Genomic DNA, 14,905 nt, shown 5'->3' on the forward strand with positions numbered 1-14,905 from the left:
GCAATATGTTTGACTCTGTCATTCAATTCAGTGGATGGAATGTGTCGGACTTCGACCAGCTCACCCAGGCGCTCGCCCGCAACCTCAAGCGGTGGCGGGGCGAGCGCGGATTCACGCTCGACGCCCTCGCCGCCCGCGCCGGGGTCAGCCGGGGCATGATCATCCAGATCGAGCAGGCGCGCACCAATCCGAGCGTCGGCACCACGGTGAAGCTCGCCGACGCCCTCGGCGTCTCCATCACCACCCTGCTCGACCACGAGCGGGGCGCACGGGTCCAGGTGGTGCCGCCGGAGCGGGCGGTGCGGATGTGGTCCACCTCCACCGGCAGCTTCACCAGACTGCTGGTCGGGGCCGAGGGGCGCGGTCCGGTGGAGCTGTGGTCCTGGCGGCTGATGCCCGGGGACCGCAGCGAGTCCGACGCGCACCCCGAGGGCACGGTCGAGCTGATCCATGTCACCGAGGGGGAACTCACCCTCGTCGTGGACGGCGAGCCCTTCCCGGTGCCGGCCGGGAACTCGGCCTCCTTCGAGGCGAACGCCCCCCACGCGTACCGCAACGACGGCACGGCGGAGGTGGCGATGACCATGGTGGTCGCGGTCCCTCCGGTCGGCTGAGCGCCGCCGGTTACAGAGAGCCGATCTCGATCGCCGGGCAGCGGTCCATCACCATGTCCAGACCGGCCGCGCGGGTCCGCTCGTACGCCTCGTCGTCGACCACCCCGAGCTGGAACCAGACCGCCTTCGCGCCGATCGCCACCGCCTCGTCCGCGACCCGCCCCGCCAGCGCGGAATTGACGAAGACATCGACCACATCGACGTCGAAGGGGATGTCGGCGAGACTCGCGTAGCCCTGCTCGCCGTGGACCGGCTCCGCCCTGGGATGCACCGGGACCACGCGCTTCCCGAACCGCTGGAGGACACGGGCCACCCCGTACGCCGCCCGCGACTCGTTGTCCGACAGCCCCACCACCGCCCAGGTGTCGCCGGTGGAGGTCAGAATCCTCTTGATCGTCTCCGCGTCCGTGCCCGCGTCCGTGCCCGCGCCAGTACCCGCGTCCGTACCCGTGTCAGAGTCCATGCAGACGACAACGGGAGACCCGCGCGGAGCATTCCCGTCCGCGCGCCGCATAGGGTGGTCCGATGCAGGAGCAGTACCGGACGGTCGCCCGCGAGGGCGTGCACGAGACAGAGATCGGCAGATCGCGCTTCATCTGCGCGCTCGCACCCGCCGCGACCGAGGAGGAGGCCCAGGCCTTCGTCGCCCGGGTCCGCAAGGAGCACCCGACCGCCACCCACAACTGCTACGCGTACGTCATCGGGGCCGACGCCTCCGTGCAGAAGGCCAGCGACGACGGCGAGCCGGGCGGCACGGCCGGAGTGCCCATGCTCCAGATGCTCACCCGGCGCGAGATCCGCTACGCGGTGGCCGTCGTCACCCGCTACTACGGCGGGGTGAAGCTCGGCGCGGGCGGACTGATCAGGGCGTACGGCGGGGTCGTCGGCGAAGCCCTCGACGCGCTCGGCACCCTCACCCGCCGGCGCTTCCGGCTCGCCACCCTCACCGTGGACCACCAGCGGGCGGGCAGACTGGAGAACGAGCTGCGGGCGACCGGCCGCGCGGTGCGCGAGGTGCGGTACGCGGAGAGCGTCACCATCGAGATCGGACTCCCTGAGGCCGAGATCGAGGCGTTCCGGGCCTGGCTGGCGGACGCCACGGCCGGCACGGCCGGATTCGAGCTGGGCGGGGAGGCGTACGGCGACGCCTGACCCGCCGGGGCCCCGCGCGGGCCCGGGCGGATGTACGCAAACCCGGGGGCGGGAAAGGAAAACATGCGGTTCGGAGCTGGCTCTTGAGGATTCTGCACACATCTGACTGGCATCTGGGGCGATCCCTGCACCGGGTGAGCATGCTGGAGGCCCAGGCCGCGTTCCTCGATCATCTGGTCTCCGTCGTGCGGGCGCACGAGGTGGACGCCGTGCTGGTGGCGGGCGACGTCTACGACCGGGCCGTGCCGCCGCTGGCGGCGGTGGAACTCTTCGACCGCGCGCTCCACCGGCTCGCCGCCGAGTCCGTGCCGACCGTGATGATCTCCGGGAACCACGACTCGGCCCGCCGCCTCGGCGTCGGGGCCGGGCTGATCGACCGCGCCGGAATCCATCTGCGGACCGACCCGGCGGGCTGCGGCACCCCCGTGATCCTCACCGACGAGCACGGCGAGGTCGCGTGCTACGGGCTGCCCTATCTGGAACCCGCCCTGGTGAAGGACGAATTCCGCACCGACCGGGCGAACCACGAGGCCGTGATCGGCGCGGCGATGGACCGCGTACGGGAGGATCTCGCCGCCCGGGGGCCCGCCACCCGCTCCCTGGTCCTCGCCCACGCCTTCGTCGCGGGCGGCGAGCCCAGCGAGAGCGAGCGCGACATCACCGTCGGCGGCGTCAGCGCCGTGCCCGCGGGCGTCTTCCACGGCGTCGACTACGTCGCGCTCGGCCATCTGCACGGCAGCCAGACCATCACCGAACGGGTCCGCTACTCCGGCTCCCCCCTCGCGTACTCCTTCTCCGAGGCCGCCCACCGCAAGACCATGTGGCTCGTCGATCTCGGCCCCCGGGGCGAGATCGACGCCGAGCGGATCGACTGCCCCGTGCCCAGACCGCTCGCCCGGCTGCACGGCACCCTCGACGAGCTGCTCGCCGACCCCTCCCACGAACGGCACCGGGAGTCCTTCGTCGAGGCCACCCTCACCGACCCGGTCCGCCCGGCCGACCCGATGGCCCGCCTCGCCGAACGCTTCCCGCACACCCTGAGCCTGGTCTTCGCGCCCGAGCGCGAGGACCGGGACGACTCGCTCTCGTACGCCCGGCGGCTCAAGGGCCGCGACGACCAGCAGATCGCGGAGGACTTCCTCGCCCATGTGCGCGGAGCGGGCCCCGATCCGCGCGAGCGCACCGCGCTGCGCGAAGCCTTCGACGGCGTACGGGTGGACGAGGCGCTGCACGAGGGGACGAGCCGCCGTGGCTGACCTCACCTCCCGTACCGCTCGTGCTCCTCGTACCGCTCGTACCGCTCGTACCGCTCGTACCGCTCGTACCGCTCATGACGACGGGGCCGCCCGATGAGACTGCACCGGCTGACCATCACCGCCTTCGGGCCCTTCGGAGCCGTCCAGGAGATCGACTTCGACGCCCTGTCCACCGGCGGGATCTTCCTGCTCCACGGGCCGACCGGCGCGGGCAAGACCTCGGTGCTCGACGCCGTCTGCTTCGCCCTGTACGGATCCGTCCCCGGCGCCCGGCAGAGCCCGGGGACCTCCCTGCGCAGCGATCACGCGGCCCCCGGCCTCCTGACCGAGGTCGCCCTGGAGCTGACCGTCGGCGGCCGGCGGCTGAGGGTGGGCCGCGGTCCCGCACAGCAGCGCCCCAAGAAGAACGGCAGGGGCTTCACACCGGAGCGGGCCTGGAGCGAGCTGAGCGAGTACGACGCCGAGACCGGGACCTGGAAGGGGCTGAGCCGGTCCCACCAGGAGATCGGAGAGGAGATCGGACAGCTCGTCGGCATGAGCCGCGACCAGTTCTGCCAGGTGGTGCTGTTGCCGCAGGGCGACTTCGCCCGGCTGCTGCGCGCGGACGCGGAGGCCCGGGGCAGACTGCTGGGCCGCCTCTTCGACACCCGCCGCTTCGCCGCCGTCGAGGACCGCCTTGCCGAGCGGCGGCGGGCCGCCGAGGCCCGGGTGCGGACCGCGGACGAGGGGCTCCTCGCCCACGCGCACCGGATGGAGCAGGCGGCCGGCCCGGCGGCGGGCGACTGGCCGCCGCCCCGGCAGCAGCCCGGCGACCCCGGTCTCGCCGCCGCCGTGCTGGAGTGGGCGGCCGTCGCCCGCGCGGGCGCGCTGGAAGCACTGGACATCGCCGAGAGCGCGGTCGGCGCGGCGGAGGACCGGCAGCGGGCCGCCCGGCTCGCGCTCGACGCCGAGCGCGAACTCGACCGGCTCCAGCGGCGGTACGAACAGGCCCTGGACCGGCGGCGGACCCTGGACGCCCGGCGGCCCGAGCACGAGAGCCTCCGGGCCCGGCTGGAGGAGGCCCGCAGGGCCGACCGGGTCGCCCCCGCGCTGCGGCTGCGCGAGGACGCCGAGCGCGAACACCGCACCGCGACCGCCCGGCACCACGGGCTCCGCGACCGGCTGCCGGCCGGTCTCGCCGACGCGGGCGCGGAACGGCTGGCGGAGCTGGAACGTGGGCTCCGCCAGGATCTCGGCGGCCTCGAAGCCGCCCGGAGCCTGGAGCGGCGCGGCGAGGAGATCGCCCGCGAGCGCGCCGAACTGGACCGCCAGGCCCGCGCCGACGAGGACGTCCTCCATGACGCGGAAGGCTGGCTGGCGGGCTGGGAGACCCTGCGCCGGGGCCACCGCGAGCGCCTCGCCGCCGCCCAGGAGGCGGCCACCCGCGCCGAGTACCTCGCGGGACGGCTCGAACCGGCCGGGGCGCGGCTGGCCGCGGCCCGGGAGCGCGACCGCCTCGCCCGCACGGCCGCCGAGACCCGGGAGCTGCTGGGCGCGGCCCGGGAGAGCGCGAACGCGGCCCACGAGCGCTGGCTCGACCTCAAGGAACGGCGGCTGCACGGGATGGCGGCCGAGCTGGCCGCCGCCCTCGCCCCCGGCGACCCCTGCGCCGTCTGCGGATCCCCCGAACACCCCGCCCCCGCCCCGGCATCCGACGCCCGCGTCGACCCGGCCCAGGAGGAGGCGGCGTACCACGCCCACACCCGTGCCGACGGCGTCCGCTCGGACATCGAGCGGCGGCTCGCCGTCGTCGCCGGGGCGCTGGCCGCGGCCGGTGAACGCGCCAGGGCCTCAGGCGCCGGGGCCCCGGACGGCGGGCCCCACGACCCGACCGCCGCCGAGCTGGCGGACGCCGTCGGGGAGCTGGAGCGGGCGCACCGTGAGGCGAAGGCCCTGGCCTCCGGGATCCACGCCGCCCGGGAGGCCCTCGACCGGGGCGAGCGCGAGCACGAGGAGCGCCTCGCGGCCCGGCAGTCGGCCGAGCGGCGCGTGGTCGCCAGGACCACCCGCCGGGAGGCGCTCGACCAGGAGCGGGCCGGGCTCGCGAGGGAGCTGGCCAAGGTCCACGACGGCGAGGGCAGCGTCGCCGAGCACGCGGCCCGGCTGGAGCGGCGGGTGCGGCTGCTCGCCGAGGCGGCCGAGGCCGCCCGGACCGCCGACACCTCGGCCCGGCGGCTGAAGGACGCCGACGGCGAACTCTCCGGCGCCGCGTTCCGGGCCGGTTTCGACACCCCGGCCGCCGCCGTCGGCGCGGCCCTCCCCGCCCCCGGGCCGCGCGGGCTCCAGCCCCCGGCCGACGCCTGGGCGACCGAGGCCGCCGCCGTCGCCGACCGGCTCGCCGAGCCGGACGCCCGCGCCGCCGCCGGACGCCCGCCCGCCGCTCCCGGGGCCGCGCTCGCCGCCCACGACGCGGCCGAGCGCGCGCTGCGCGAGGCCGGATCCGCGCGGGACGCCGCGCGCGGGCGCCGGGCCGAACTGGTCCGGCTCTCCCGGGCCGCCGCCGCCGAGGCCGCCGGGCTCGGCCCGCTGCGCCGGGAGTACGACATGGTCGCCCGGCTCGCCGGTCTCACCGCGGGCACCTCCGCCGACAACGAGCGCCGGATGCGCCTGGAGTCGTACGTCCTCGCGGCCCGGCTCGAACAGGTCGCCGCCGCGGCCACCGTACGGCTGCGGCGGATGTCCGCCGGGCGCTACACCCTGGTCCACTCCGACGCCCGCTCCGGCGGGAAGCGGTCGGGGCTCGGCCTCCATGTGGTCGACGCCTGGACCGGAACCGAGCGCGACACCTCGACGCTCTCCGGCGGCGAGACCTTCTTCGCCTCCCTTGCCCTGGCGCTGGGTCTGGCCGATGTGGTCACCGAGGAGGCCGGGGGCGTACGGCTCGACACGCTCTTCATCGACGAGGGCTTCGGCAGCCTGGACGAGCAGACCCTCGACGAGGTCATCGACGTCCTCGACTCGCTGCGCGAACAGGACCGCAGCGTCGGCATCGTCAGTCATGTGGCCGATCTGCGGCGGCGCGTCCCCACCCAGCTGGAAGTGGTCAAGGAGCGCCGGGGCTCCGTCGTCCGGCTCCGGACGGCTCCCCTCGGCGGCTGAGGCCGCCCGCCGCCCCGCCCTGCCGCCGCCCCTGCTTGCCGCGCAGGTCAGCCGCCGACCGACCTGCGCGGCAGCGGCGAGGAGTAGACGACGCTGGTGGTCACCGATCCGAGCGCCCCGATCCGGCCGGTGACCTCTTCCAGATGGCGCATCGACCGTACGGCGACCTTCATGACAAAGCAGTCGTCACCGGTCACATGGTGCGCCTCCAGAATCTCCGGAGTCGTCTCCAGCAGATCGTGAAATGGCTTGTAATTGCCGTTCGGATAGCGTAGCCGTACAAACGCGAGCACCGGCAGCCCCACTCGCTCGGGGGCCACCACCGCCGTGTATCCCGCGATCACGCCCGCCTCCTCCAGCCGCCGCACCCGCTCCGTCACGGCGCTCGCCGACATGGAGACGGCCCGTGCCAGTTGGGCGAAACCGGCCCGGCCGTCGCTCTGCAGGGCGCGCAGGATGCGCCAGTCCGTGGCGTCCGGTGAATATCCCGTCATGACTGACAGACAACAGGGGAATCCCTGGTTGATCAAGAGGATTCCCGTGGAATCCCTCTTCAGAGGAGTGGATCACCGCCATAGATTTTTGGTCATGAACACAGCCTCTGTCATGAACACGGCCTCAGCCCCGAACCCCGTCCTCCGTGTGCCGCCCGCCGCGCCCGAGGTCGCCGCCGCCCACTTCGCCGCGAGCCTCGCCCTCCACACCGATGTCTCCGACGTCGCCGCCGCCCTCGCGGCGGGCGCGGGCGGCGACCCGGGCTTCACCCTGGTCGACTGCCGCTCGGCCGACGCCTGGGACCAGGGGCACATCCCCGGCGCGGTCCATCTGCCGACCGCGCTCATCGCCGAGCGGGCCGGGCGGCTGCTCGACCCGGCCCGGCCGGTGGTCGTCCACTGCTGGGGCCCGGGCTGCGACGGAGCCGCCCGCGCGGCCCTCGCCCTGGCCCTGCTCGGTTACCGGGTGAAGGAGATGCTCGGCGGATTCGAGTACTGGGTACGGGAGGGCTTCGGCCACCAGACCCCGACGGGGCACACGCGGCGCGACCCGGACCCGCTGACCGCGCCCGTCGACGCCGCCGACTGCGGCTGCTGACCGGGCCGGGGCGGGCGGCCGGGGTGCGGACGGTGCGGACCGGCGGCTCCACCGGGCTCCACCGGGCTCCATCCGGCTCCGTCGAGCCCGGTGGAGCCCGATGCTCGCACCCCGCGGCCGTCACAGCCTGGACAACTCGTCCACCAGGTCGTCCAGCCCCAGCGAGCCCTGGGACAGGGCCGCCATGTGCCAGGCCTTCGCGTCGAACGCGTCGCCGTGCGCCTTGCGCGCGTTCTCCCTGCCCAGCAGCCAGGCCCGCTCGCCGAGCTTGTAGCCGATCGCCTGGGCGGGCATCGACAGATAGCGCGTCAGCTCGCTCTCCACATAGTCCGCGGGCCGCCCGCTGTGGTCGTTGAAGAACTCCTCGGCCAGCTCCGGGGTCCAGGTCTCGCCCGGACGGAACGGCGAATCCTCCGGAATCTCCAGCTCCAGATGCATTCCGATATCCACGATCACCCGGCACGCGCGCATCATCTGCGCGTCCAGATAACCGAGTCTGCGCTCCGGGTCGGGCAGGAAGCCCAGCTCGTCCATGAGCCGCTCGGCGTAGAGCGCCCAGCCCTCCAGATTCGCGCTGACCCCGCCGACCGTGGCCTGGTAGCGGGAGAGCCGGTCGGCCACGTGCACCCACTGCGCCAGCTGGAGATGGTGGCCGGGCACGCCCTCGTGGTACCAGGTGGAGACCAGGTCGTACACCGGGAAGCGGGTCGCGCCCATGGTCGGCAGCCAGGTCCGGCCCGGGCGGGAGAAGTCCTCCGAGGGGCTGGTGTAGTACGGCGCGGCGGCGCTGCCCGCAGGGGCGATGCGGGACTCCACCTTCCGTACCCGCTCGGCGAGTTCGAAGTGGGTGCCGTCCAGTGCCTGGATCGCCTCGTCCATCAGCTCCTGGAGCCAGATCCGCACCTCCTCGACGCCCTCGACATGGCGGCCGTGCACATCGAGGTGGGCGAGCGTCTCCCAGGGGCCCGCGCCCGGCAGGATCTTCCCGGCCTCGGTCTTCATCTCGGCGAGCAGCCGGTGGTACTCCGACCAGCCGTACGCGTACGCCTCGTCCAGATCGAGATCGGTGCCGTTGAAATAGCGCGACCAGCGGGCGTACCGCTCGCGGCCCACGGTGTCGGGCGCGTCCGCGACGGCGGGGGCGTAGACATCGCGCATCCAGTCGCGCAGCGCGGCCAGCGCCTCGGTGGCGGTACGGGCGGCGGCGTCGAGTTCGGCGCGGAGCGAGGCGGGGCCCTCGGCCGCGAAGTCCTCGAACCAGCTGCTGCCGGAGCCGAGCCACTCCGTCATCTGGGCGACACTGGTACGGGTGGCCCTCGGGCCGCCGAAGAGCTTCCGCTCAAGACCCAGCTCCAGGGACTCGCGGTAGCCGCGCAACGCCGTCGGCACGGCGCGCAGCCGCTGGGCCACGGCCGCCCAGTCCTCCTCGGTCCGTGTCGGCGTCACGGTGAACACCTCGCGCACCGAGTGGACCGGGGAGCGCAGATTGCTCACGGTGCGCAGGCCCTCCTCGGCCTCGTGCACGGCGAGTTCGGCCGTCAGGCGTTCGCGCAGCAGCCGGCCGCAGCGCCGCTCGATGTCACTGTCGGCCCCTGGCAGCTTCTCGGCCTCGTCGAGCCTGGTGAGGGTCTCCCTGGCGAGTTCGGCGCGCTCTTCCTGACCTGTGGGGGAGAAGTCGGGGAGGAGCCCGGAACTCTCCCTGACTCCCAGGTAGGTGCCGATGGTCGGATCGAGTTCGATGAGTGCGTCGACATAGGCGTCGGCGACCTGGCGGGGCAGCGGGCTGCTGGCGGTGACTGACATGCACACATCCTCATACGTGTGGGGGCTTCGCGTCACCATCGTCTGATCGCCGGCGGACCGTCGGCCAGGTCACACCCCCTTCACTGGCCGAATCCGGGCCTGTTCCCGGGGTCCCGCGCTGACCGCCCGGTCAGCGGCCCGCGCGGTCGGCCGGAGGAGTGACGACGGCTTCCCGGGGCGCCGGCCGGGCGGTGACGACGAGGGTGCCCTCCTCCAGCTGGTAGTCGAGGGGCAGCCCCAGACCGCGCATCGCGGCCACCATCGCGGTGTTGGAGGGCTGTGTCACCGCGTACACCTGGCCGCCGCCGTCCTCCTGGGCGAGCGCGACGAGCCGGCCGAGCAGCTCGGAGCCGATTCCCCGGCGCTGCCAGGCGTCCTCCACGATGAGCGCGACTTCGGTCTCGTCGCCGTCCCAGAGCAGATGGCCGAGGGCGATCATCCGTCCGGAGGCCGTCCGCACGGCGAGGGCCCGGCCGAACCGGGGGCTGAGCAGATGGTCGAGGTAGCGCCGGACGTCGTCGACCGGGCCGTGGTAGCGCTGTCGCAGGGTCCGCTCCGAGCAGCGGCCGTGCAGGGCGGTCGCCGCTTCCAGGTCGCTCTGGTCGGCCCGGCCGACGGTGAACTCCCCGCCCTCGGCCAGGGTGAGGGCGTCCCGGCCGGCCGGTACCCGGGGGCCGAGCCGGTCGTCCAGCTCCAGCAGCGCCCTGACCCGGGCGAACTCGGTCGGGGTGAAGGGGAGATGGGGCCGCTCCACGGTGATGGAGCCGCCGCGCGGGTCGCGCAGGCGCATCACGGTCTCCTCCAGCACCCCTTCGGCGGGCGGGAGGTCCGCGGCGGAGCGGCCGGTGGGGGAGACGGCGGGCCAGGAGTGGATGGTGCAGCGGCCGAGCAGTTGGCGCAGGGCCAGCGGCAGCTCGGCCGCGTCCAGCGCGGTGCGGGCGGCGAGACCGAGCACCCGGGTGGGGACGTCGACCAGGTCATGGGCGTCGGCCCGCTCGATCCAGGTGCCGCTGCCGCCGGCCGCCGTCACCCCGTCGGTCAGCCGCCGGGGAGGCAGGTCGGCGGGCGCGCGCAGCAGGAACTCGTCCACGGTGCCTGTCGTCAGAGGGTGTGTCTGAAGGGTCAGGATGTCCACGTCGAGCCCGGCGAGCGCGGTGCAGAGCGCGGCGAGGCTGCCGGGTGTGTCCCGCACGGTGGTCCGCATCCGCCAGAGAGAGGTCTCGTGGGGCTCCTTCCGTACGGGGGCGTCGGTATCGGTGTCGGCCGGGGTGCTGCGGGCTTGGGCCGGTGGGGAGTGGCGGTGCCGTCCCGCCCACCAGAGGTGGAAGGCGGCCGTGGCGATCAGCGCCACGGCGGAGACGACGAGCAGGGACGGCCCGCCGGGTCCGTGTCCGACCAGATTGGCGACGATGTCGGCGACCGCCACCGCGGTGAAGACGGCGGCCAGCTCGACGAGGTCCCGCCGCCAGAGGTGGGGGCGGCGGGTGTTCTTCGCATGGGTCACATCGGTCATGGCCTCACTCTGGCCGAGCCGTGTTGCGTGATCGCGAACGCTTTGTGACTGATGGGTTAAGCAGGTTTATGTTCTGTTATTGACTCATTTTGACCGATCCTTTGTGGGGGTTCCAGCTCCGTGCTCCAGCACCTTGAGCAGCCGTGCGGCCTGGGCCGCCGACTGCGAGGAACCGCCCCGCCCGGCCAGTTCGGCGAGCCCGGGCAGCGGACCGCCGTCCGGCGCACACCGCTCCGCGCACTCCGAGGCCACCGCCAGGATCTCGCCCAGCGCCCGGGGGAGCGGCTCCACCCGGAGCAGCGGGGGCAGCGCCCCGGCGAGCACCGCCCAGACCGTCCCGTACGCCCCGGTCGCCGCGGCCGTCCCGAGGGCGTCGGCGAGCCGGTTGGGCTTCAGCGAGCCGTGCCGCACCGCGTGCGCCAGTTCGCGGCCGAGCTCCGCGTGATCCAGCTGTCCCCGGGCGGCGAGCGTCAGCATCGCGTCGACCGCGGCCAGCCGGTCGCTCGCCCGTTTGGCTCCCGTCCCGGCCGCCAGCGCCCGGTGCAGCTCTGGGCCGGCCGGGCCTTCGGGGGCCTCCGACTCGGCCAGCGCCGTCAGACACCCGGCTGTGCCGCGCGTCCAGTCGCCGGATGTCCGCAGGCTGTGCGTCATCCACAGGGCGAGCCCCTCCCGGTCGTGCGGAAGCACCGTCGCCCAGTGGGACTCCCACATCCCGCAGGACCAGCGGTCGCACTTCTGGTCCTCAAGGGGTCTGCCCAGCCAGCGGAACGCCGGGGGGAACTGGGTGAGGGGCGCCAGCCGTTCGCGCATGCCGTGCGCCATGCGGCGGGCGATCGTCAGCGGGTTCTCCGACAGCCAGGCAGCTTGCCTCTGCTCCGGCGCGCCCCCGACGGCCGCCTCCGCACCGCCATTACCGCCATCGGTGCCGGTGCCGGTGCCGGTGCCGGTGCCGGTGCTGGTGCGGGACCCGGACCCGGACTCGGAGCCGGACCCGGCCTCGGACCCGGGCTTCGGCGACAGCGCGGTGAGCGCCGGAGCGCCGCCGGAGAGCCAGGCCGCGAGCCGGTCGCCCTCCGGTGTGCCCAGGGCGGCGGCCCGGGCCGCGGTCCCGTCCCCGCTCCCCGCCGGTCCGCGAGCCACCCGCAGCAGCGCCTGGGCGAAGTCCACCGGGGCGGGCTCGACCTCCAGCCGCCGGTACTTCCGCAACCGCTCGACCAGGGTTTCCGCGTCCAGCGCCCCTGTGCTCCAGGTGGGTGTGGCGAGCAGGAACGGCACCGGCCGGCCGCGGATCAGCCGGGCGGCCTCCCAGGTCCGGGCAGTGGTGATCTCCCTCAGCCCGTCGTGCGGGCAGTCGACGGCCGAGCCCATCCGCTTCAGCACGGTCCGGAGGGCATGGTCGGAGACCTGCCCCAACAGGGTGGCGACCACGACCTCCACGGTGATCTGGTGGGAGGAGAGATGGACATGGCGGAAGTTCTCGAACCGGTGCTCGTACCACTCCTGATGGGGGATCGCCTCCTTCAGCGCGGCCTCCAGCGGCTCGCGTTCCCGGTGGGCCAGCCGGACCAGGCCGTCCAGGACCCATTCGTACGCCCCGGCCTCCTCGGGGGAGCCCATCAGCACCAGCACCTCTTCGACCAGCTCCGCCACCGAGGCGGGCGGCGCGGGGAGCCGCTCGCGCACGGGGGGCGGCGGGAGGATCTCCTCATGGGCCGCCGTCTCCTCCTCGGGCAGCAGCGCCCCGAAGACCGCGACGGCGGCGGACCGGTGCGCCGGGCTCAGCAGGGCGGCGGAGGCGGCGAGATCCTCGCGCAGCTCCTCCCCGGCGGCCGGCAGATGCCGGGCGACGAGCTTCAGCGCCCGCTCCTGCACCCCGGTGTCCGGATGGCCGAACGCCTCGGCGACGGACGGCAGCAGCCCGGCCACCGTCTCGCCGTCGCCCGCCCGCTCGCGCAACACCTTGGCCAGCAGCGTGAGCTGGGTCCGCACCAGCTTCTTCTCAGTGCGGAAGAGCACCGCGCCCGTCACCTCGGCCAGGGCCCGCACCGGCAGCAGACCGCTCTCGGCGAGCCGCCCCAGCGCGCTCTGGGCGTGCGCCGCCACCTGCGGCCCCCCGTCGGCGGCCATACCGGCCCAGTCGGGAATCCGCGCCCGCTCCTCCTCGGGAGTCGGCGCGAGACGCCGCAGCACATTCAGGAAGAACCCCGTCTCGGACGGGCGTCCGCCGCGCAGCAGCCGCGAGACGCAGCCGTCCACCAGCGTCGAACGCTCCACCACCCCGGCCTCCGCCAGACCGGCGAGCACGGAGGGCCAGTGCCCCGGGGTCTTCTCGTCCGGGAACCAGCCGAAGGTATTGGGGAGGACCGCGAGGTCGAAGGCGAGGGGCAGCAGGGCGGGCGTGTGCGGATCCTCGCGCAGCAGCCTCGCCCCGCCGCTCCTCGGGGAGCGCGCGTCCAGCCAGCCGCTGACATAGCCCTCGGTGGCGGGAGCCGGGCAGCCGGCCCGCCGGACCAGCTCCTCGATCAGCGGGAAGTCGTCCTCGGCGGAGGCCCGGGCGGCGAGCCGGTGCGCGACATCGCCGAGCCAGCCGGGGTCCTTGCCGTCGAGCACCTCCAGGAGCGGGCGCAGCACCGCGGGGGAGCCGGGGGGCCGGGAGATCCGCAGATCGCGCGAGCCGATCCAGGCGGCGGCCGCCGCCGCCCCGGTGTGGCACCCCGCGCCGGCCACCAGCACCCCGGTCGCCGCCAGGCCCCGCTGCCGCCAGTGCCCCCAAGGGCCTTCCTCGCGGCGCAGTTCGGCGCGGAGCGCCCGCAACTCCACCAGCAGCTCCTTGCGCTCGGCCGGGGTCAGCGGCCCGAGCAGCGCGGGCACCTTGTCCGCGCGCCCCTCGCGCACGGCTTCGAGAAGCTCCTTCACCGGTTCTCCCCTCCGGCAGCGGCCGAGGTCTCGGCGGCCGTGCCCCGGCGGGCCATACGGACCGCCAGCGCGTGCTTGCAGGGGCCTCGCCGCCCCTGGTGGTCCGCCCACCAGGTGCAGGTGCAGCGCAGCTGTCCGCCCACCTCCCGGACCCGGTAGACCCGGGGGCCCGAGGCGACCGAGGCCGACTCCCCGTCGAGGGTCACCGCCCCCGCCGCCAGCAGTCCCCGGGCGTCGACCAGCCGGGGGTTGTGCCGCTCCGTCCGGTCCGCGTCATAGGGCAGCTCGCGGTGGAAGTACGCCGCGTCCGCCACGTCGTACCCCACCCGCCCGGCGGTGCCCAGCCGGACCAGGGCGGCCCGCACCCGGGCCACCGTCAGCCCGGACCGCTCCGCCAGCTCGGCCGGGTCTATCCTCGGCTCCCAGGCGAGGAGCACCGAGACCAGCTCGGCGTCCTGTGCGGCCTCGTCGGTCGACAGCGCCTCCAGGACGCCTCCCTCGCCGGAGAAGCCGCGGGTCGTGCCGGGGGAGAGGGTCAGGGTGAGCCGCATCCCCGGCAGCACCACCTCCCAGGCGGCCGAGGACGCCACCCCGTCGGTGGCGACAGGCCCGTACACCCGCAGCGCGATCGCCTGGCGCAGCACCCGCTGGAGCGCGGCCAGCCGCTCGGGGCCCGGCAGACAGATCGCCCCCGGCGCCGGCCGGGTGGTGGGACGCAGCGTCCGGCCGGACGCGACGACCCAGCCCACCGCCCGCGAGGCCCGCCCGGCCGAGGGGCGCGGCAGCGAGCGCAGAAAGCGCACCGCCTCCGCCGCCGGCAGCTCGGCCCGCAGATCGAATCCGGCGGTGGCCACCTGCGCCTCGGCGAAGCCGCGCAGCCAGCGCTGCGGCAGCGGCACCTTCTTCTCCACCACCGAGCCGTCCAGGGTGGTGACCGCCAGCTCCCCCGGGCCCACCCGCAGATGGAGCGGGCTGTCGCCGGTCATCCGGGAGAGCGCCTCCCGCAGCGGGTTGTTGACGTCGACATTGGTCGTGCCGTGCCCGGTCTCCGCGCCGTCCAGACCCTCGCGCAGCACATCGAGCCTCGCGTACACCCCGCAGCAGCCGGAGAACGACTCGAACCGCAGCCGGTCGCCGTTGCCCGTCACCACCGGGTCGAGGAGCGGGCGCGGGGTCGGGTCGTGGTAGCGGGCGGCCGCCACGTCCGCGACCGCCAGCAGCCCGCGGGCCGCCGTCTGGGGCGAGGAGAGAAAGCCGGAGAAGAACGTCGGGTGGGGCTGCGCGCCGGCCGGGGTGAGACCGCCGGACGTCTCCAGGCCGAGAAGCCGGCCGGCCGCCCCCGACTCCAGGGCGGACGGACGGGCGTAGGCGAGCGCCTGCGTTGATCGGGTCATGTGAAAGACGGTAGGACCCACCACTGA

11 protein-coding genes are annotated in these 14,905 nt (G+C 74.5%); 5 read left to right on the plus strand and 6 right to left on the minus strand.

All coding sequences use genetic code 11. The features are described from left to right. The first annotated feature begins 41 nt into the window (after nt 1-41). A complete protein-coding gene (locus IE247_RS28125; protein WP_190126122.1) occupies nt 42-614 on the plus strand; it encodes a helix-turn-helix domain-containing protein in 573 nt (190 codons plus the stop codon). Nucleotides 615-624: 10 nt separating this feature from the next. Here the strand turns inward: IE247_RS28125 and IE247_RS28130 are convergent, their stop codons facing one another. After that, entirely contained in the window at nt 625-1,077 is a 453-nt protein-coding gene (locus IE247_RS28130; RefSeq protein ID WP_190126123.1) for a CoA-binding protein, read from the minus strand. A 62-nt stretch (nt 1,078-1,139) separates the two neighbouring features. Between IE247_RS28130 and IE247_RS28135 the strand changes: the two genes are divergently transcribed. From IE247_RS28135 to IE247_RS28145, 3 genes are all read left to right on the plus strand, one after another. Next, entirely contained in the window at nt 1,140-1,766 is a 627-nt protein-coding gene (locus IE247_RS28135; protein ID WP_190126124.1) for a YigZ family protein, read from the plus strand. 83 nt (nt 1,767-1,849) lie between these two features. Continuing rightward, nucleotides 1,850-3,022, plus strand: coding sequence for an exonuclease SbcCD subunit D (locus IE247_RS28140; RefSeq protein WP_190126125.1), 1,173 nt, complete (start codon nt 1,850-1,852; stop codon nt 3,020-3,022). A 93-nt stretch (nt 3,023-3,115) separates the two neighbouring features. Then, the gene (locus IE247_RS28145; RefSeq protein ID WP_190126126.1) at nt 3,116-6,160 is read left to right on the plus strand and encodes an AAA family ATPase; all 3,045 of its coding nucleotides are present in this window, start codon (nt 3,116-3,118) and stop codon (nt 6,158-6,160) included. A gap of 47 nt (nt 6,161-6,207) precedes the next feature. On the opposite strand, the gene IE247_RS28150 is transcribed toward IE247_RS28145, so the two are convergent. After that, nucleotides 6,208-6,654 carry an Lrp/AsnC family transcriptional regulator gene (locus IE247_RS28150; RefSeq protein WP_190126127.1) on the minus strand — a complete coding sequence of 149 codons (447 nt, stop codon included), beginning with the start codon at nt 6,652-6,654 and terminating at the stop codon, nt 6,208-6,210. Nucleotides 6,655-6,748: 94 nt separating this feature from the next. Here IE247_RS28150 and IE247_RS28155 point away from each other — a divergent pair, with 94 nt between their 5' ends. Beyond that, nucleotides 6,749-7,252 carry a rhodanese-like domain-containing protein gene (locus tag IE247_RS28155; RefSeq protein ID WP_190126128.1) on the plus strand — a complete coding sequence of 168 codons (504 nt, stop codon included), beginning with the start codon at nt 6,749-6,751 and terminating at the stop codon, nt 7,250-7,252. A 120-nt stretch (nt 7,253-7,372) separates the two neighbouring features. On the opposite strand, the gene IE247_RS28160 is transcribed toward IE247_RS28155, so the two are convergent. The 4 genes from IE247_RS28160 to IE247_RS28175 all read right to left on the minus strand — a co-directional run bounded on the left by IE247_RS28160 (nt 7,373) and on the right by IE247_RS28175 (nt 14,878). Further along, nucleotides 7,373-9,055, minus strand: a complete 1,683-nt coding sequence (locus IE247_RS28160) for a DUF885 domain-containing protein (RefSeq protein WP_190126129.1) — start codon at nt 9,053-9,055, stop codon at nt 7,373-7,375. A gap of 130 nt (nt 9,056-9,185) precedes the next feature. Next, entirely contained in the window at nt 9,186-10,568 is a 1,383-nt protein-coding gene (locus IE247_RS28165; protein WP_229869393.1) for a GNAT family N-acetyltransferase, read from the minus strand. An 84-nt stretch (nt 10,569-10,652) separates the two neighbouring features. Beyond that, nucleotides 10,653-13,484: a DUF6493 family protein gene (locus tag IE247_RS28170; protein ID WP_190126130.1), complete on the minus strand. Its 2,832-nt coding sequence runs from the start codon at nt 13,482-13,484 to the stop codon at nt 10,653-10,655. After that, a complete protein-coding gene (locus tag IE247_RS28175) occupies nt 13,481-14,878 on the minus strand; it encodes an SWIM zinc finger family protein (protein ID WP_190126131.1) in 1,398 nt (465 codons plus the stop codon). Before IE247_RS28175 ends, IE247_RS28170 begins: the two co-directional genes overlap by 4 nt. Between the last annotated feature and the right edge of the window lie 27 nt (nt 14,879-14,905).

The organism is Streptomyces inusitatus (assembly GCF_014651115.1).
Taxonomy (GTDB): Bacteria; Actinomycetota; Actinomycetes; order Streptomycetales; family Streptomycetaceae; genus Streptomyces; species Streptomyces amakusaensis.

Coding starts and splice junctions, on each gene's coding strand:
- IE247_RS28165 (WP_229869393.1), bottom strand. CDS start 10,568: ATGACCGATGTGACCCATGCGAAGAACACCCGCCGCCCCCACCTCTGG.
- IE247_RS28135 (WP_190126124.1), top strand. CDS start 1,140: ATGCAGGAGCAGTACCGGACGGTCGCCCGCGAGGGCGTGCACGAGACA.
- IE247_RS28145 (WP_190126126.1), top strand. CDS start 3,116: ATGAGACTGCACCGGCTGACCATCACCGCCTTCGGGCCCTTCGGAGCC.
- IE247_RS28160 (WP_190126129.1), bottom strand. CDS start 9,055: ATGTCAGTCACCGCCAGCAGCCCGCTGCCCCGCCAGGTCGCCGACGCC.
- IE247_RS28130 (WP_190126123.1), bottom strand. CDS start 1,077: ATGGACTCTGACACGGGTACGGACGCGGGTACTGGCGCGGGCACGGAC.
- IE247_RS28155 (WP_190126128.1), top strand. CDS start 6,749: ATGAACACAGCCTCTGTCATGAACACGGCCTCAGCCCCGAACCCCGTC.
- IE247_RS28175 (WP_190126131.1), bottom strand. CDS start 14,878: ATGACCCGATCAACGCAGGCGCTCGCCTACGCCCGTCCGTCCGCCCTG.
- IE247_RS28150 (WP_190126127.1), bottom strand. CDS start 6,654: ATGACGGGATATTCACCGGACGCCACGGACTGGCGCATCCTGCGCGCC.